Below are 17,938 nucleotides of genomic sequence, written 5' to 3'. Positions count from 1 at the left end.
GGTCGAAGAGTTCGATCGCGGCCTTGGCTTGGTCGTTGGTGATCAGACAGTCCTGACGCATGGAATGGTCCCTTCAAGTTGGTTTGTGTTGATCACAGTCCAACTTTCGGGGACCACTCCAGCGCGAGGTTGCTGGGCCGCCGTCGGGTAGCAATTAGGGGCGGGTGTTGGTGGTGCCCTCTGCCTCGAGGAGCGCTGAGTCGAGGCTGAAGTAGTCGACGAGGGCGGTCGCCAGTCCGTCGTCGTCGACCGAGTCGGTGACCACGCTCGCGAGCACCTTGAGTTCGTCCTTCGACTGCCCCATGACGATTCCGTGTTCGACCCATTCGATCATCTCGAGGTCGTTGAGTCCGTCTCCGGCCCCCACAGTGTGAGCGTGCTTGACCCCGAGTTCCTCGGCCACGATCTCCAGACCGCTGGCCTTCGAGACCCCGTCCGGGGCGATGTCGAGCCAGTTGCTCCAGCCCACCGAGTAGCTGACCTCATGCAGTCCGAGCGAGTCCACGGCGGCGGCGAACTCCTCGGCGGTGCCGTTGACCTCGCGCATGACGATGCGGGTGGCCCGCTTGGTCAGCAGCTCGTCGAAGTCGACGATGTCGAGTGTGTCGGATTCGGCGAGTTCGCCGACCGGGAACGCCCCGGACGCCCACCGGTGCAGGTCCGGATCCTCGACGAGGAACAGCGCCGTCGGCAACGCCGCGTGCATCTGCTCGAGCGCATCCTTCGGGTCGAAGGACACGACATGGTGCAGCTCCCACCCCAACGGCAGCTCCGGGTCGAGGCGGACGACGACGGATCCGTTCGAGCACACGACGAAGCCGTGCTTGAGGTCGAGCGCGTGGACGACCTCGAGCGCGCCCGGCAGGGCACGGCCGGTGGAGACCACAAGGTGGTGGCCCTCCTCGGCGAGCCGATCGAGCACCTGCTTCACCGACTCCGACAGGGTCCCGTCGTAGCCGACGATCGTGCCGTCGACATCGAGTGCGATGAGGTGCGGGGTCAATGTGTCTCCCAACGTATGCGTGAATCTTCTTGTCGTCGTTCTTCCCGGCGCCGAGGCGACCGAACCCAACCGAGTCCCGCCGAGTTCCGCCGCACGGTCAGTTCCCCGCGTCCCGGCACAGGCTCAGTAGCGCGGTCCTTCCGGTCCCTGTGCGGTCATCCCGCCGAGGTAGGGCCGCAGTGCCTCGGGCACCGTGACCGAGCCGTCCGCCTGCTGATGGTTCTCGAGGATCGGCACGAGCCAACGCGTGTTGGCCATGGTTCCGTTGAGGGTGGCGACGGGCCGGGTCGATCCGTCGCGGCGTTCGCGGATCTGCAGGCGGCGGGCCTGGAATGTCGTGCAGTTCGACGTCGAGGTCAGTTCCCGGTAGGTGCCCTGAGTCGGCACCCAGGCTTCGCAGTCGAACTTGCGGGCGGCCGAGTCACCGAGGTCGCCGGCGGCTGTGTCGATGACCCGGTAGGGCAGCTCGCACAGTCCGAGCATCTTCTCCTGCAGGGACAACATCCGCTCGTGTTCGGCTTCGGCGTCCTCGACCGGGACGTAGGCGAACATCTCGACCTTCTGGAACTGGTGGACGCGGATGATTCCGCGGGTGTCCTTGCCGTAGGAGCCGGCCTCGCGGCGGTAGCAGGAGGAGATGCCGGCGTAGCGCAGCGGACCGTCGGAGAGATCGATGATTTCGTCCATGTGGTAGCCGGCCAGGGGCACCTCGGAGGTGCCGACGAGGAACAGGTCGTCGGCTTCGAGGCGGTACACCTCATCGGCGTGCTCACCGAGGAACCCGGTGCCGCGCATGACTTCGGGACGGACCAGGGTCGGGGTGATGGTCGGGCTGAACCCGGCCTCCTCGGCGACGTCGCGGGCGAGGTTGAGCAGAGCCATCTCGAGCTTCGCGCCGAAACCGGTGAGGTAGTGGAAACGCGATCCGGAGACCTTTGTTCCCCGCTGGGTGTCGATGGCCTTCAGCTTCTCACCGATCTCGAGATGATCGAGCGGTTCGAAGCCGTCTTGGGTGAAGTCGCGGGGAACGCCGACGGTCTTGAGCGTCACGAAGTTCTCTTCGCCGCCGGCAGGGATGCCGTCGATGATGAGGTTCGGGACCTTTGACACGAGCTGGTCGAAGGCGAAAGTGGCTTCTTCGGACTCCGCGGACAGCGACTTCACGGCCTCGGACTTCGCCTTGCCCTCGGCGATGAGTGCCGGCTTGTCCTCTTTCGGTGCCTTCGCGATCTGGGAGGAGAACGACTTCTGATCCGCTCGTGCGTCTTCGAAGGCGGTGATGGCCGCGCGACGAGCGGAATCGGCGGCGATGACCTCGTCGATGAGCTCGACGGATGCCCCGCGAGCCTCCTGCGATGCCTTGAACAGGGCCGGGTTGTCTCTGAGAAGCGCTAGATCGATCACCCTCTCAGCTTAACGGGCCGGGCGTGTTTTCGACATTCGGCACTCAGCCTGCACACGACCGGAGCACTGTAGATTTGGGACATGATCATCGAGTTGGACCCCCTGATGACCTGGGTCATCGTCATCGGTGCCCTCGCCGTGCTCGTGGCCGCGTTCCTCATCGGCCGCCGCAACGGCGTGCGACGCACGCTCAACACGATGAGACGCTACGTCCACCCGGCGAACCTCGCCGACGAGGCAGTCGATGATGCGGCCCGATACCGTGCCGCGCTCATCGTCAATCCCACAAAGACCGATGTGCGCAAATTGGCCGCCACCGCCGAGGCGATCTGTCGTTTCGAGGGATGGAACCCTCCGCTCGTGCTCGAGACCACCCCCGAGGATTCCGGTGAGGGGGCCACGGTCCGTGCCCTCGACGAGGGAGTCGACGTCGTCATCGCCGCCGGCGGGGACGGCACCATCCGCGCGGTCGCCTCGGCGCTGGCCGGCACCTCCACTCCGCTGGGGATCGTGCCGTTGGGGACCGGGAATCTGCTCGCCCGCAATATCGACCTCGTCCTCGACAAGACGGAATGGGCGCTGCGGATCGCGCTGTGGGGACGCAACCGGGAGATCGACGTGGGGACGGCGAAGATCGCCCCCGACGGCGATACCCATGTCTTCACCGTGATGACCGGACTCGGCTTCGACGCCGCGGTCATGGCCGATACCAATGACGATCTCAAGGCCCGCCTCGGATGGCTCGCCTACGTCGAAGCGGGATCGCGGAAGCTCACCGGCAAACCCAGTCATGTCAAGGTCACGTTCGACGACGAATATCGGATCTCGGCCAGGGTGCGTTCGGTGCTCGGCGGCAATTGCGGCCGATTGCAGGGAGGCATCCAGCTGCTGCCGCAGGCCGTCATCGACGACGGCATGCTCGACGTGCTCATCGTCAGCCCGAAGAACCTCGGCCAATGGGTCGGCGTGCTCGCATCGATCGCCGGCCGCCGAGCCTCACGCGGGCTGCACACGAACATCCGGAAGTGCCGAAAGGTCGTCATCGAAGCCGGCGACGAGGTCGATATTCAGATCGACGGAGACCCGCTGGGACAGTCGTCCTACCTGGAGATGGAGGTCGACCCCTCCGCCCTGACCGTCCGCGTCCCCACCGTCGAACAGCGCAAGCAGATCCGCGCCGAGGCGTGGCCGGTCTAGCTCAGAACCGCTGAATTCGCGCGGCCGACGCGTCCCCTCGCCGAGGCGGCACTGACAGCCATTCTTTTACCGACGAGTAGGTCACGAAACGGTTAAAGAAATTCACCTAAGTGTTACCGCTTTTAAACCTGAACAAAACGTACAGAAATAGTTTGGAAAACCCTCAGAACCTAGGATGAGTGCCGTATCACACCCCTCGCCACAGAGATTGAAGGCACTCCAATGAAGAAGATCATCCTCGCGCCGGCAGTCGCGCTCGCGTTCACCGGGCTTGTCGCGAGCCCGGTCGCTGCCGCGGAATCGACGTCTGCCCAGTCCGCCTCCACGCAGAAGGCCGAGCAGAAGAAGGTTGAAGCCGCAAAGGCCGAAGCCAAGAAGAAGGAAGAGGCCAAGAAGGCCGCGGCTGAGAAGGCCGAAGCCGAGAAGAAGGCAGCCGCGGAGAAGGCGGCAGCCGAAAAGAAGGCCAAGGAAAAGGCCGAGGCTGCCAAGAAAGCCGCCGACAAGAAGAAGGCGGACGAGAAGAAGGCCGCCGAGGACAAAGCGGATAAGAAGGACGAGGCAAAGACGCCTCCGAAGAAGGTCGATCCGAAGCCCGCTCCTGCCCCCAAGGACGAGGACAAGGACTCCAAGGACGACGACAAGTCCGAGGACAAGGCCAACCCCATCAACGCCTCGGTGCAGGTCACCTCGGGTGAAGTCACCGCCGAGGAGCTCCACGAGGACGGTGTGACCGTCAAGGTCACCGGCCTCGAGAAGGGCGACAAGGTCGCCGCCAAGTCCGGCCTGACCGGCCCGGCCGTCACCGCTCAGGGTTCGACCGCGACGATGAAGCTGCGTTCCGCCTCTGAGGTCTCGCAGGAGTCGGTTTCCTTCGCAGTCCAGGTACAGCGGGAAGACGCCGACACCAAGACCCTCACCAGCGCCGCCGAGGTCGATGTTCAGGCAGAGGCCGAACCGACGGTCTCGCTCAACACCACCGAGATCTCGCAGAGCGATTTCGACGAGAACGGCATCGAGGTCACCGGTGAGGGCTTCACCCCGAACGGCACTGTCACCGTCGTCGGCGGCAACGCAACGTCGCCCTTCGCGACCCAGGAAGTCGAAGCCAACGCCGACGGCGAGATCTCCGCAACCCTGAAGTTCGAGGGCGACGAAGCACTTCCGGCCGGCGATTACTCCGTCTGGGGCGTCGACCAGGAGTCCGAAACCAACTCCCCGGCTCAGGACTTCACCATCACCGAAGACGACGCTGTCGATCCGATCGATGCCTCACTGAAGGTCGATCCGAAGGAGATCACCGCCGAGGATCTCGCCAACAAGGACAAGGGCGTGACCGTCACAGTCACCGGCGTGAAGGCGGGTGACAAGATCACCGATTCCCTCACCGGTGAGGCCGAAACGGCAGAGGCCGACGGCGACTACAAGCTCCACCTCTGGTACGAGGGCAACCCCGACAACCTCGAGGTCGGCGAGGTGCCATTCACTGTCACCATCGACCGCGAAGGCACCGAGTCGGAGACCCTCAACGGCACCATCAACGTTGTCGGCGAAGACGACGGGGACGACGGCAACGAAGACGGCAATGACGACGGCAAGGATGACGGCGACGACGGAGACGACGGCGAGACCGAAGCTCCAGCCGAGGCTTCCTTCACGGTTTCGCCGAAGACGATCGAGGCGGCGGACTTCGCCAACGAGAAGAAGGGCGTCACCCTCGCCGTCGAGAACTGCGAGCCCGGCGCAGATGTCCACTTCGAGGTCAACCCGAAGGGCATCAACGTCACGGCCTATGAGAACACCGTCAAAGCTGACGACGAAGGCAATGCCTCGGTCAACGTCTTCGGCACCTCGTCGGATGTCTCCGCCTACGTCGGTGCGTACACCGCAACCGCAACTTGCGGCGACGACACCATGAAAGACTCCTTCACAGTTACCGAAGGCGCCAATGGCGGCGGATCTGACGGCGGGGACAACGGCAATGCCGGCAACGGCGGTGGAGATGACGGCAGCCAGCTGCCTCGCACCGGTGCCGACCTCGGTGGACTGACGACGGGAGCCCTGCTCCTCCTCGTCGGTGGTGCCGCGATCGCACTGACCGGCCGCAAGAACAAGTTCGGACAGACTCCGACGAGCTTCTGATCCGAGCCAGGCGGATGACCTGAATCGAGAGGGAGGGGCGGCTCAGCACACGCTGAGCCGCCCCTCCTTCTGTTCTGCAGTCTGTGACGAACCGGGTGTTCAGGGTGAATGAAGAATGAACTCTGCAACAGAGCCGACGTCAGTGCTGAACAAAACGACCACAACTATGTGTGTGGTGAATGTTGCATTACTGTTACATTCGTAATACTTCACACCCAGCTGTAATTTTCTAAGGAAATACATGAAGAAGCTCGCCCTCGCCCCCGCGGTGGCCATCGCCATCACCGGCCTGGCCGCATCCCCAGTCATCGCTGCTCCCGGTTCGGACAGCTACTCGCACACTGTCGTCAAGAACTCCGGCGACGCCCAGGAGAGCACTCCTTCGGAGTCGCCTGAGGCTGAGGCGCAGGCCATCGAAGCGAAGGTGACAACCTCCCCCAAGGAGATCACCGCCGAGGACCTCGCCAACAAGGACAAGGGAATCGTCGTCACGATCACCGGTCTTGAAGCCGGAGACAAGATCTCGGATTCGCTCACCGGCGAAGCCGGAACTGCTGAGGGCGATACCTTCGAATACAACATCTACTCGACTCAGCCCGCCGAAGACATCGAGAACGGCAAGGTCGACTTCTCCGTCACGATCACTCGCGATGGCGAGGAGCGCACCTATGACGGGCTGAGCTTCTCCGTCGTCGACGACACAGACGAGCCCGAGGCTCCCGAGGTCGACCCGAAGGTCTCGCTCAACGCCGACAAGTTCACGGAGAGCGAGTTCGCAGAGAACGGCATCAAGGTCACCGGTGAGGGCTTCACCCCGAACAGCAAGGTCACCGTCGTCGGCGGCAACGCAACGTCGCCGTTCGCGACCAATGAAGTCGAAGCCGACGACGAAGGAAAGATCTCCGCAACCCTGAAGTTTGAGGGCGACGAGGCGCTTCCGGCCGGCGACTACTCCGTCTGGGGCGTCGACCAGGAGTCGGAAACCAACTCCCCGGCTCAGGACTTCGTCATCACCGAAGACGAAACCGAAGAGCCCACCGCTCCGGTTGAAGAAGCCAAGCTGACCGTCTCCCCCGAGTCGATCACGCCTGCTGACTTCGTCAAGGAAGACAAGGGCGTTACCCTCGCCGTCGAGAACTGCGAACCCGGTGAAGACGTCCGCTTCCTCGTCAATCCCAAGGGCGAGTCGAGCGTCACCGCCTTCGACAAGACCGTCCAGGCTGACGACGAAGGCAAGGCCAACGTCAACGTCTATGGCACCAGCGCCTCCAACGCATCGGCCTACGTCGGCGAATACGACGTCACCGTCACCTGCGGCGATGACGAACTGACCGGTGACTTCTCGGTCGAGGAAGACCCGAACGCCGGTGGCGGCGACGGCAATGAAGACGGTAACGGCGGAAACGATGATGGCGACAACGGAGACGCCGGCAACGGCGGCGACCTGCCCCGCACCGGTACCGAGCTGACCGGCCTGGTCGGCGGCGCCGGCCTCCTCCTCATCGGTGGAGTTGCAGTCGCCATGACCATGCGCCGCAAGAAGGTTGCCAAAGATCCCGCTGAGATCTGATAGCGACCGACTTGAGAACATGCCGGCTCGACTGAGGCGGGCGTGAGTCGAAGAAGGGCGCGAACCCAGTTGGGTTCGCGCCCTTCTTCTTTTCGCTGCAACAAAGCAGAAGACAGCTCATTCCATGCGGTCGTACCTCGAGCGCAGGGCGAGGAAGACCCCGTAGAGGACCAGGCCGAGACCCACGGCCAACAGCAGATACGGCCCGAACGGCTGATCGCGCATGCCCTTGAGCGCACCGTCGATACCAGTGAACTCCTCCGGATCACCGGTCGCCGCAGACACCACGATGAGGATGCCCACCGACAGCAGCGTCGCACCTTTGCCCAGATACCCGACAACACCGGTGAATCCGACGAGGAAGCGGGTGAACGCGCTGCGCGGCCGACGAAGCTCATCTTTCCACTTCCGGCGCAGACCATTGATACAGAACACGATGCCGATGAGCGCAATCACGGCGCCGGCAGCCATGAGGATATACAGTCCGCCCGGGGCCTTCGCCACGGTCGTCGAGGCCTGTGAGCTCACTTTGCCCGAGTCCGATCCTCCGCCGAAGACGAACTGGGAGAAGGTCGCGGCAACCACAACATAGGCAATGGCAGAACCGACCGTCGAGAAGAAGTCGATCCACTGTTTCCTCCCCTGCTTCTCCTGCGGGTCGCGAGTTCCGGCACCGCGCAGCGACGACGCACCGAAGAACGCGTTGACCAAGCACCACAACGCCATCAGCGCACAGCCGAGGAAGCAGATCACGATCAGCACCAGGCCGAAGGGCTGTGAAGCGATCTGTCCGACCGCTCCGGCCTGGTCGGCTTCGCCGCCGCCCTGCCCCAGGCCGATCGTCACGGCCGTCGCACCGAGGATCGCGTGGACCAACCCATTGGCAATGAAGCCCGCGCGGGCCACACGCTCGAACCAGCGGCTGTCCGCGGCTTCCTGAGCCGCCGAATCGGCACTGTCGGCGACCTGTCGAACCTTCTCTTTCTCGTTCACAGAGTCAGTGTCGCACAACACGTGTACTTTTCTGCGCCGCAATGAACTGGATTCGTCGAGCAACGCGAAAAGGCGGAGTGCGCACCGAAAGTTCGGTTCGCACTCCGCCTCGACGCTGTTCTCAGCGTCCCAGTCGGGCCTCGTCAGGATCAGCCGCGTCGGTACCGGTTGTACAGCACCAGAGCTCCCGGCTCAGGGCGACCCTGTGGGCGTCGTCCCCTCGAGATCGAGACGACGTCTCCGCCCACGGTTCCGGCCGCGAAGACACGCGCATCGCGTTCCTGCACCGACCGGCGTGCCCGAACCTCGTCCTCAAGCTCCTCGTTGCGGCTCTTGAGCGCATCGACCTGATTCTGCAGGTCGATGATCTTCTTGATCCCGACGAGGTTGACTCCCTCGTCCTGCGACAGCTGCTGGATCAGTCGCAGCTTGGCGATGTCCTTCCCGGAATAACGCCGGCCCCGGCCCGCAGTGCGTTCCGGAGAGACGAGACCCAGTCGGTCATACTGCCGCAGCGTCTGCGGGTGCATGCCCGCCAGATCCGCGGCCACCGAGATGACATACACCGCCGCACTCGATGAAATGTGCATTGTGATTCACCACCTCAGCTGGCCTTGGCTTTGTCCAGCAAGCCGGCGCGTGGGTCCTCACCTTCAGTGGCGGCCTTGAACGACTCGACCGCTTGCTTGGCTTCCTTGGACAGGTTCTTCGGCGCCACGATCTCGACTGTCGCCAGCAGATCGCCGGTGCCCTTCTTCGTCTTCACACCTTTGCCCCGCACGCGCAGGGTCCGTCCCGACGGTGTACCCGGTGCGACCTTGACCTTGACGGGCATCCCGCCCAGAGTCGGCACCTTGACCTCGGCGCCGAGGGCCGCCTCGTCGAAGCTGATCGGCAGATCCATCCGCAGGTTGTCACCATCGCGGGTGAAGACCGGGTGCGGGCTCACGTGCACGGTGAGGATGACGTCTCCGGGCTCGCCGCCGTTGGGGCTGGCCTTGCCCTTGCCGGCCAGGCGGATCTTCTGTCCGTCCTTGACCCCGATCGGGGTGCGCACGGTCAGCGGCTTCCCGCCGGGCATGTTCAGCTTCACCGAGGCGCCGTCGATGGCTTCGGTGAACGACAGCGTCGTGCTCGACTTGATGTCGCCGCCCTTGACCGGAGGCTGGTAGCCGCCGTATCCGCCGCCACCGCCGAAGCCTCCGCCGAATCCGCCGAGCAGATCCGCCAGGTCCGGGGGAACGTCTCCCCCACCGCCGTAGGTCGTGCGGGTCCGGGTGCGTCCGCCGCCTCCGAAGAGGTCGGAGAACACGTCGTCGAATCCGCCGCCGGCAGCCCCGCCGGGTCCACCGGAACCGGCGCTGAACCTGGCGCCGCCGCCCATGGCACGGACCTGATCGTACTGGGCCCGGGATTCCTTGTCGGAGAGCACCTGGTGGGCCTGGCCGATCTCCTTGAACTTCTCCTCGGCCTTCTCATCACCGGGGTTGGCGTCCGGGTGATACTTGCGCGCGAGCTTGCGATAAGCCTTCTTGATCTCGGCGTCGGAAGCATCCTTGGAGACGCCGAGGGTTTTGTAGAAGTCCTTGTCGAACCAATCATTCTGAGGTCCGGTATTCACCTGGCACCTCCTTTCCTTCCAATCAATCCTGTCATCAGGGTATTCACTTGTCCTCTCACAATCCGCATCCCCGGGGCGATGCCCCGAAGATCCGGACCGCCGCCGAGGCGGTTCCCCGGCCCCGCACGTCGGTGAACCGGCGTGCGGGGCGGGCGGCCGCCTCGGCGATCATGGTCGCTGCTCAGTCCTCCGGCTGCTGGACACCGACGCGGGCGGCGCGGATGATGCGCTCCCCGATCCGGTAGCCCGGCTGCATGACCAGGAAGAGCGTCGGATTCTCGACCTCATCCGAAGGCTGCTGCATGAGCGCCTCGTGGATGTTCGGATCGAACTCGTCGCCGACCTCTCCGTACTGTTCGACGCCGAGCTTGTTCAGCGATTCGACGAGCTTGTTCACGTGGGTCTCGAAGGGCCCGGTGACATCGCCGTTGTCGCGAGCGAGCTTGACCTCGTCGAGCACGGGAATCAGGGCCTCGACGACCTTGATCGTGCCGCCGAGCGCCGCACGCTCACGTTCGCGGTCGGCCCGCATCCGGTAGGCCGCATATTCGGCGTTGATGCGCTTGAGGTCGGCCAGGTATCCCGCTGCCTCAGAACCCGGTTCGGGCTCGGCCTCCGGCTCGATGTCCTCGAGACCCGAGGCATCGGACGGGATGTCCACACCGAGGTCGCTGGCATCGGCCGCGGCAGCCTGTTCGGCATTCGGGTCCGCGGTCGGCTCCTCGCCGGCCCCGGCCGAGGCCGACTGGGCGTCGGCCTCGGGACGGACCTCACCGGTGTTCGGATCGACCCGGCGCTTGTCACTGAAGGTGAAGCCTGGCTCCTCGGACGACTTGTCGTTGCCCTCGGCAGTCATTACTTCTTCTCCTCATCCTCATCGTCGACAACTTCGGCGTCGACGACATCGTCGTCTGCGCTCGCATCGGCTGCGCCTTCACCGGCAGCTTCGGCGCCTTCGGCACCGCCCTGCTGGCTGTAGATGGCTTCGCCGATCTTCTGCTGGTTCTCCACGAGCTTGTCGTAGGCGCTCTTCACGGCGTCGTCGTCTTCACCCTTGAGGGCTTCCTTGACGGCGTCGACATCGCCCTGCATCTCGGTCTTGAGCTCTTCCGGCAGCTTGTCGGCATTGTCGGTCAGCAGCTTCTCGGTCTGGTAGGCGAGGTTCTCCGCATTGTTGCGGACGTCGGCAGCCTCACGGCGCTTCTTGTCCTCTTCTGCGTGCTCCTCGGCCTCGCGGACCATGCGGTCGATGTCTTCCTTCGGCAGTGCGGAACCGCCGGTGATCGTCATCGACTGCTCGGTGCCGGTGCCCTTGTCGGTGGCCGACACGTGGACGATGCCGTTGGCGTCGATGTCGAAGGCGACCTCGATCTGCGGCACACCGCGCGGAGCCGGAGCGATACCGGTCAGCTCGAAGGTGCCGAGGTTCTTGTTGTCGCGAGTGAACTCACGCTCACCCTGGAAGACCTGGATCGACACGGAGGGCTGGTTGTCCTCAGCGGTGGTGAAGGTCTCCGAGCGCTTGGTCGGGATCGGGGTGTTGCGCTCGATGAGCTTGGTCATCACGCCGCCCTTGGTCTCGAGTCCGAGCGAGAGCGGGGTGACGTCGATGAGCAGGACGTCCTTGCGCTCACCCACGAGGACACCGGCCTGAACGGCGGCGCCGATGGCGACGACCTCATCGGGGTTGACGCCCTTGTTGGGCTCCTTGCCTCCGGTGAGTTCGGTGACGACGGCGGAGACGCCGGGCATACGGGTCGAACCGCCCACGAGGACGACGTGGTCGATGTCGCTGACGGAGACACCGGCGTCCTTCATGACTGCGTGGAACGGAGCCTTGGTGCGCTCGAGGAGGTCCTTGGTCAGGTCCTCGAACTTCGCACGGGTGAGGGTCTCATCCAGGTGGATGGGTCCGTTCTCGCTCATCGACAGGTACTGCAGCGAGATGTTCGTGCTGGTGGCCGAGGACAGTTCCTTCTTGGCCTGCTCTGCGGCTTCCTTGAGGCGCTGCAGAGCGGTGGCATCCTTGGTCAGGTCCACGCCGTAGTTGTTCTTGACCTGCTCGACCAGCCAGTCGACGATGCGCTGATCCCAGTCGTCACCGCCGAGGCGGTTGTCACCGGAGGTCGCACGGACCTGAATGGTGGAGAAGTCGTCTTCGTCCTTGCCGACTTCCAGCAGGGAGACGTCGAAGGTACCGCCACCGAGGTCGAAGACGAGGATGAGCTCGTCTTCCTTGCCGCGCTCGAGGCCGTAGGCAAGAGCGGCAGCAGTGGGTTCGTTGATGATGCGCGAGACGTTGAGGCCGGCGATCTCACCGGCATCCTTGGTTGCCTGGCGCTCAGCATCGTTGAAGTATGCGGGAACGGTGATCACCGCGTCGGTGACCTTCTCCTGCAGGTACTCTTCGGCGTCGTGCTTGAGCTTCTGGAGGATGCGGGCCGAAACTTCGGGGGCCGTCATCTTCTTGCCGCCGATCTCGGTGGACCAGTCGGTGCCCATGTGGCGCTTGACCGATGCGACGGTGTTCTTGATGTTCGTGACGGCCTGGCGCTTGGCGATCTCACCGACGAGGGAGTCGCCGTTCTTGTTGACTGCGACGACGGACGGGGTCGTGCGACCGCCTTCCGCGTTTGCGATGACCTTCGGGTCGCCGCCCTCGAGGACGGTGACGACGGAGTTCGTGGTTCCGAGGTCGATTCCGACTGCACGTGCCATAGTTTTCTCTCCTTACAGATCGTGAGTTCCTGCGACTCGAATGTGTGCGATCGGGCGGCTCCGGTTCTTGAGTCAGAACCACTCGACCGCACACATTGAGCCAACCGGACTCAAGTATTCTCTTCGAGGTTCCGACCGTCAAGTCGGCCTCATCAAAGTTGCGTACACCAGACTCAACTTTGCTGAGGATGGTTTTATTCCGGCGGGAGAGGATTTCTTTTCAGACAGCCGCTGTAGGTTCTCGGATTTCGTGTCGGAATCTCAATTTCGCGTCGGAGGCGTGTCGGTGTTCCCAGTTTCATGTCGGTGCGAGGATGCTGGAAACATGACAACGAAGACGTTGCTGGACACGGAACTGATGTACCTCACCGAGGAGGGCACATCGGTAGCCACCACTGTGGGCGCTGTGGACAGCACCCGACTTTCGAAGGGACTACCGGTCCGGTCGCCCAGATCATACGCGCGTCAACGTCACTACCCCGGTTTGTTTTGGTCCGCGACCACAAACGACCATATACCGTTCGAAAGCCGGTTAGAACTCGATCGATTGTGGTTGGCGGACTTCGAGTGGAAACCAAACCATGGGTCAGGTCAGAGTCAAACAAACCTTCAGCATTCCCTTCGTTTGACCTGAACCTCGGTTCAGGGGTGAAGCTTGAGGCATGAGTGAACGAGATGAGCTGTTTGGGATTGCCGAAGTCTCGGCACGGATCGGTCTGGAACCGGACACGATACGATACTTCGAGCGCCAGAGGGTCATACCGTCTCCACGACGCGACAGTGCGGGACACCGTCAGTACACGACGGCCGACGTCGAGTTGATCCGCATGCTGGTTCATCTCCGTGAGACGGGGATGCCTCTGGCTGATATCGCGCAGTTCACGGGCGCAGACAACAAGGTGGCTGATCTGGCCGGACTTCGAGTGGAGTTACTGACAGCCCATCGCCGTCGCGTCCAGGATAGGCGTGAGGAGCTCGACCGAGCGCTCGATGTAATTACGCGGAAGATCATGGATTTCAGCGATCGAATCACCGGTTCGGTGAACCTTCTCGAGCGAACAGATTGCACGATTGCGTTCGACGTCCAGGGGGAGGGGCCTCTGTTGTTTCTGGTCGGTGCGCCGGCGGGGCGGGCTGGTTTCGCACCGCTAGCGCATGAGCTTTCCGACCGTTATACCGTCGTCACCCATGACCCGCGTGGTGTCGGTGCCAGTCGTGCAGTCCTGGGGATGGCTGCACCCACGCCCGAGGTACTTGCCGAGGATCTTGCTGCGCTTGTTGACCGGCTCACCGGAGGGCCCGCCCTATTCGTCGGAACCAGTGGCGGCGCCGTGACGCTGTTGGAACTGGCCAAGCAGTATTCTGAAATGGTTGGCCGGGCCGTGTTGCATGAGCCGCCGCTCGTGTCCCTCGTGGCTGATTCGAAGCTAGCGGACAGAGCTGCAGCGGTGTTTGAAGCCGCGGAGGCTGATCCCCAGCGGGCAGTGCAGGAGTTCTTTGATCTCAGTGGCGCTGCCCACCATACGGGACCAGATCAGACACCTCCCGCCCATATGTCGATGCCCGAGCTACCTGCCGAGGAACTCGAAAAGAATCGCTACTTTCTAGGGCAGATGGCCGGTCCATCAGTCTTTTACGTACCCGATATTGAGGCCATCCGACGTGTTGCGATTACGCTGTGTGCAGGCTCACTGAGCCATCATCAACTCGCGCGGCGGGCAACCCAAATGCTCGCTGAACGTCTAGGACTGCCCCTAGTCGACATGCCAGGTAACCACCTCGGCGCAAGCTCAGAGCCGTCAGAATTCGCAAAAGACCTCAAGCGCCTGCTCGAACCCTGAGCACTACCCGCGGCCCTTCCTAGGCCGAACGGCCCAGGACCACGGCCCCGCTGGAGCTCTTGACCGTTGAGGCGGAATGCCCGCTCTCCCACACGTTGAGGGGGCGCTTAATCGTTCCGTTGGTGGTCTTCTTAGCCCTGATATGTTCAAACGAGGGCGGCGCACGGAGCCGCAGCCCAGTTTCGTACAGCTAGGCGGTGGAGGCGGGGGCGAGGCCCCGCTCGTCGCGAATGAGCGTCATCGACCAGAACAAGGCTCGGCGATTCCTAGCGATTCTCTTCCACGACCACTCGACGACCTTATGGGCGTGTACGAGACGCCCCAGCACTCGCAGATAGCGGTGAAGCGCCCTGGGGTTCGCTCCAGGTCTTAGCCTTGATCCACCGATGCGAGTAGCCAGACCGGGCCCCGCGTGAAATAGAAATACCCCTCCTGAGCTGGGAAAATAATGATGTTCTAAGTCTCCATATCCCGCTCAGAAAGGGGCACCTCTCAAGTGCTATTCAATCACTCCCCCACGACTGTGTCCCACTCTTTCGACGACACGAATCTCACCGCTGCCACCGGGCTCGTCCCGATCATGGCCCTGGCCCAGAACGCCGGCTTGCCAGACCTCGCCGAAAACCGTCTGACCGTGACCACCACCGGGGCCGATAAGGGCGCGAATCCGGCAGCGAAGCTGGCCACACTGGTTGCGGGAATGGCTGCCGGGGCCGACTCGATCGATGACATGAACATTCTCCGCCACGGCGGCATGAAACACCCCTTCGACCGCGTCTATGCCCCTTCGACTTTGGGCTCGTTCCTCCGCTCGTTCGCCTTCGGCCACGTGAAACAACTCGACGCCATCTCCTCCCGCTTCCTGACCAATCTCAATGAACACACGCCTCTGCTGCCCGCCAGTCAGGAGAACGCGCAATCATCGACAGTCTTCGTCGATGTCGACGACACCGTCATCGACATTCACTCTGCGTCGAAGCAGGGAGCTGGGTTCGGCTACCAGGGCAGTCGCGGCCTCAACACGCTATTGGCTACCGCGTCAACCAGCAGCTCCAACCAGCTCATCGTGGGCCAGCGCCTGCGCAAAGGCTCGACCTTCTCAGCACGTGGTGCTGATAAGTTCGTCTCCGACGCTCTGGCCACCACCAAACGCATCAACCCTGGTGCTGCGGTGCTCGTTCGCGCTGACTCGGCGTACTACTCATCGACCGTGACCAAAGCCGCCCATGATGCCGGGGCTCATGTGTCGATCACCGTGCGCATGGACAAGCGGGTCAAAGCAGCGATCGGAACAATCAGCGATGACGCATGGACTGGCATCGAGTATCCCGAAGCGATCTACGACGAGGACTCCGGAGCCTGGGTCAGTAAGGCTGAAGTCGCCGAGGTTCCGTTCACCGCGTTCACCTCGAAGAAGAAGTCCCTGCACACCACTGGCCGCTTGGTCGTCCGCCGTATCCCGGAGCTCAACGAGACCAAACGCGCTGCCGGGCAGAATCCGTTATCCGACTTGTTCCGCTATCACGCGTTCTTCACCACCGTCGACCGGGATCGTTTCGACACTGTCGCTGCTGATCACATGCACCGCAAGCACGCGATCATCGAGCAGATCAATGCGGAGCTGAAGAACGGTGCCCTGGCGCATATGCCCTCCGGGGTGTTCAACGCCAACGCCGCCTGGGTGACGATCACAGCGATCACTCACAACCTGCTGCGGGCCGCTGCCGGACTCATCGGCGGACGGATGAGCAAAGTACGCGCCCAGACACTGCGAACACGGATCATCAGCATCCCGGCCCGGATTGCTCACCGTGCCAGGAAGCTGATCCTGCACCTGCCCACGAAGTGGCCGTGGGCGACGGACTTCGCACGACTCTGGCAAGCGGTTCTGAGTCCACCGACGACGGTATTGTCCTGACCGATCCGCTCCTGCTCGAGCACAACGCCGCAGGGTCTGGAGGAGACCTTGGGAAACATTTGTGGAAGAGACCGGTGAGAGACCGAGACGCTACCTCCTGCCCGCACGTCATGCTCGCGCTCGAATCCAGCCGCACCCCTTGCCTGCAAGCAGATCGGTGGATCAAGGCTAAGTGGTGGGGCACTCAGCAGACTCGGCCGACTTGACTTCAACAAGCCAAGCATCTCCCGTCAGAGAGGCACTGCCATACACCGCCCAACCGAGCGATCACGTGAAATTTCCAGGCTAGTTGCGAGCAGTCGCCACCAAAGCCAAGAAGAAGTCGCTGATACCGGCCAAGCCCGCAGACAGGCATACCCTGCCAGCCACAGCACCCTCTATGGATCAAACATGCGAATGGTCTGCTCGAACGAGTCATCGACGCGCCGGACGAGATCAATACTGTCGATGGAACCATGGTATCTTGCGGCCCGAAAGACTCCGAAGGCGATCTCCGTCGACAACCTCGCCTCTTGCGTCGTGGCGCCACACTCTTTCAAGGCTTCAGCGAGAACTCCGCTCAACCACAGCAGTTTCCGCTCTTCGCGGTCCCTGAGAGACTGATTCTCAGCCACGAGGCGAGACCGCAGTGCAAACCGCTCCCCGCCAGCGACCAGGTGGACAGAAACCGCTCGTAAGGCGCAACGCGCCCGATGAAATGGAGTCGATGTCGGTGATGTACCGACCCTTGACGCCTCCGCAACGAGCAGTTCTGCTACTTGCCCTTCGTCGGCGAAGAGCACTTCCTGCTTATCGCCGAAATACCGGAAGAACGTCGTCCGCCCCACCGCGGCACGCTCAGCAATCTCGGAAACGCTAACGGCATCAAAATCGCATTCAGCGAAGAGGTCATACGCAGCGTCAATGATGGCCTGCCGTATCCGCGACTGAGAGCGGGCACGCAGAGAGGACGGTGTTGTCATGAGATCAGGTTAGTCTTATTATGTACCCAGTACCAACTGGTACTCAGTACCAGAATTGAGCCACGCAGACCGTGCCTTCCCCTCACGGCCACTGGCCCAGTTGCACTGGACAGCCTTCCGTTTACTAGGAGTTCCCGTGATCCATCACGTCATCCGTTTCAATATCAAGTCGGGAGTTTCAGACGAACAGCTCGACAACCTTCTCAACAGCCTGAGAAGACAGGCTGTCGCGGTGCCGGCTGTGGTCTCCGCGCACGTTGGACGGGCCCACGGTGAGGACCGCGCCTGGGGAGCGAATTTCATACTCAACGACCTCGACGCCTACTGGCAGTTCATCACCCATCCGGCCCATTTGGAGACGGACAGACTCGGCTGGCCCCTGCTCGACGACTTCACAATGTTCGACATCACCGACGACACCGACCCGACGATCGGCGACGCGATCGCAGGACTGCACGAACGTCGATTGCGAGAATTCCCAGAACTGGTGGACGTGGTCGCGCCACCGCGCGATCCGTGCCAGGCAAACGCTTAGTCAGGACTTGTCATCAGACCTCACGCACCCTCTATCC

Annotated in this window: 14 protein-coding genes; 6 read left to right on the top strand and 8 right to left on the bottom strand. The window is 62.8% G+C overall.

Features of this window, described 5'->3' with window-relative positions:
• Positions 1 to 154: 154 nt before the first annotated feature.
• Both HK108_RS16095 and serS read right to left on the bottom strand, forming a co-directional pair.
• Positions 155 to 1,003 (bottom strand): HAD family hydrolase, encoded by an 849-nt coding sequence (locus HK108_RS16095; protein WP_139467942.1) that lies wholly within the window; start codon positions 1,001 to 1,003, stop codon positions 155 to 157.
• Positions 1,004 to 1,126: 123 nt separating this feature from the next.
• Positions 1,127 to 2,407, bottom strand: a complete 1,281-nt coding sequence (serS, locus tag HK108_RS16090; protein ID WP_139467941.1) for a serine--tRNA ligase — start codon at positions 2,405 to 2,407, stop codon at positions 1,127 to 1,129.
• An 81-nt stretch (positions 2,408 to 2,488) separates the two neighbouring features.
• On the opposite strand from serS, the gene HK108_RS16085 reads away from it, so the two are divergent.
• The 3 genes from HK108_RS16085 (at position 2,489) to HK108_RS16075 (ending at position 7,313) form a co-directional block, all read left to right on the top strand.
• Positions 2,489 to 3,604 carry a diacylglycerol/lipid kinase family protein gene (locus tag HK108_RS16085; protein ID WP_229664159.1) on the top strand — a complete coding sequence of 372 codons (1,116 nt, stop codon included), beginning with the start codon at positions 2,489 to 2,491 and terminating at the stop codon, positions 3,602 to 3,604.
• A gap of 222 nt (positions 3,605 to 3,826) precedes the next feature.
• Positions 3,827 to 5,743, top strand: coding sequence for a hypothetical protein (locus HK108_RS16080; protein WP_181272244.1), 1,917 nt, complete (start codon positions 3,827 to 3,829; stop codon positions 5,741 to 5,743).
• Positions 5,744 to 5,984: 241 nt separating this feature from the next.
• Complete coding sequence (locus HK108_RS16075; protein WP_181272243.1) at positions 5,985 to 7,313, top strand: lipoprotein 17-related variable surface protein; 1,329 nt, start codon at positions 5,985 to 5,987, stop codon at positions 7,311 to 7,313.
• A 117-nt stretch (positions 7,314 to 7,430) separates the two neighbouring features.
• Here HK108_RS16075 and HK108_RS16070 read toward each other — a convergent pair whose 3' ends face one another.
• From HK108_RS16070 to dnaK, 5 genes are all read right to left on the bottom strand, one after another.
• Positions 7,431 to 8,306 (bottom strand): DUF1206 domain-containing protein, encoded by an 876-nt coding sequence (locus HK108_RS16070; RefSeq protein ID WP_181272242.1) that lies wholly within the window; start codon positions 8,304 to 8,306, stop codon positions 7,431 to 7,433.
• Between the two features lie 149 nt (positions 8,307 to 8,455).
• Positions 8,456 to 8,896, bottom strand: coding sequence for a heat shock protein transcriptional repressor HspR (locus tag HK108_RS16065; protein WP_181272241.1), 441 nt, complete (start codon positions 8,894 to 8,896; stop codon positions 8,456 to 8,458).
• Positions 8,897 to 8,910: 14 nt separating this feature from the next.
• On the bottom strand, positions 8,911 to 9,927 hold the full coding sequence (locus HK108_RS16060) for a DnaJ C-terminal domain-containing protein (RefSeq protein WP_139467938.1): 1,017 nt from the start codon (positions 9,925 to 9,927) through the stop codon (positions 8,911 to 8,913).
• Positions 9,928 to 10,108: 181 nt separating this feature from the next.
• The gene (locus HK108_RS16055; RefSeq protein WP_139467937.1) at positions 10,109 to 10,783 is read right to left on the bottom strand and encodes a nucleotide exchange factor GrpE; all 675 of its coding nucleotides are present in this window, start codon (positions 10,781 to 10,783) and stop codon (positions 10,109 to 10,111) included.
• On the bottom strand, positions 10,783 to 12,645 hold the full coding sequence (gene dnaK, locus HK108_RS16050) for a molecular chaperone DnaK (RefSeq protein WP_139467936.1): 1,863 nt from the start codon (positions 12,643 to 12,645) through the stop codon (positions 10,783 to 10,785). Before dnaK ends, HK108_RS16055 begins: the two co-directional genes overlap by 1 nt.
• A gap of 662 nt (positions 12,646 to 13,307) precedes the next feature.
• Between dnaK and HK108_RS16045 the strand changes: the two genes are divergently transcribed.
• Entirely contained in the window at positions 13,308 to 14,486 is a 1,179-nt protein-coding gene (locus HK108_RS16045; protein WP_181272240.1) for an alpha/beta fold hydrolase, read from the top strand.
• 523 nt (positions 14,487 to 15,009) lie between these two features.
• On the top strand, positions 15,010 to 16,404 hold the full coding sequence (locus HK108_RS16040; protein ID WP_181272250.1) for an IS1380 family transposase: 1,395 nt from the start codon (positions 15,010 to 15,012) through the stop codon (positions 16,402 to 16,404).
• A 377-nt stretch (positions 16,405 to 16,781) separates the two neighbouring features.
• Here the strand turns inward: HK108_RS16040 and HK108_RS16035 are convergent, their stop codons facing one another.
• The gene (locus tag HK108_RS16035) at positions 16,782 to 17,366 is read right to left on the bottom strand and encodes a TetR/AcrR family transcriptional regulator (protein WP_181272239.1); all 585 of its coding nucleotides are present in this window, start codon (positions 17,364 to 17,366) and stop codon (positions 16,782 to 16,784) included.
• A gap of 55 nt (positions 17,367 to 17,421) precedes the next feature.
• On the opposite strand from HK108_RS16035, the gene HK108_RS16030 reads away from it, so the two are divergent.
• Complete coding sequence (locus HK108_RS16030) at positions 17,422 to 17,901, top strand: Dabb family protein (protein ID WP_219922499.1); 480 nt, start codon at positions 17,422 to 17,424, stop codon at positions 17,899 to 17,901.
• The last annotated feature ends 37 nt before the right edge of the window (positions 17,902 to 17,938 follow it).

Source organism: Brevibacterium sediminis (genome assembly GCF_013623905.1).
In the GTDB taxonomy this organism is placed as follows: domain Bacteria; phylum Actinomycetota; class Actinomycetes; order Actinomycetales; family Brevibacteriaceae; genus Brevibacterium; species Brevibacterium sediminis.
The sequence above is the reverse complement of the archived record's forward strand: the minus strand, read 5'-3'. Positions and strand labels throughout refer to the sequence as shown.

Coding starts and splice junctions, on each gene's coding strand:
- HK108_RS16035 (WP_181272239.1), bottom strand. CDS start 17,366: ATGACAACACCGTCCTCTCTGCGTGCCCGCTCTCAGTCGCGGATACGG.
- HK108_RS16075 (WP_181272243.1), top strand. CDS start 5,985: ATGAAGAAGCTCGCCCTCGCCCCCGCGGTGGCCATCGCCATCACCGGC.
- HK108_RS16085 (WP_229664159.1), top strand. CDS start 2,489: ATGATCATCGAGTTGGACCCCCTGATGACCTGGGTCATCGTCATCGGT.
- HK108_RS16065 (WP_181272241.1), bottom strand. CDS start 8,896: ATGCACATTTCATCGAGTGCGGCGGTGTATGTCATCTCGGTGGCCGCG.
- HK108_RS16055 (WP_139467937.1), bottom strand. CDS start 10,783: ATGACTGCCGAGGGCAACGACAAGTCGTCCGAGGAGCCAGGCTTCACC.
- HK108_RS16045 (WP_181272240.1), top strand. CDS start 13,308: ATGAGTGAACGAGATGAGCTGTTTGGGATTGCCGAAGTCTCGGCACGG.
- HK108_RS16080 (WP_181272244.1), top strand. CDS start 3,827: ATGAAGAAGATCATCCTCGCGCCGGCAGTCGCGCTCGCGTTCACCGGG.
- dnaK (WP_139467936.1), bottom strand. CDS start 12,645: ATGGCACGTGCAGTCGGAATCGACCTCGGAACCACGAACTCCGTCGTC.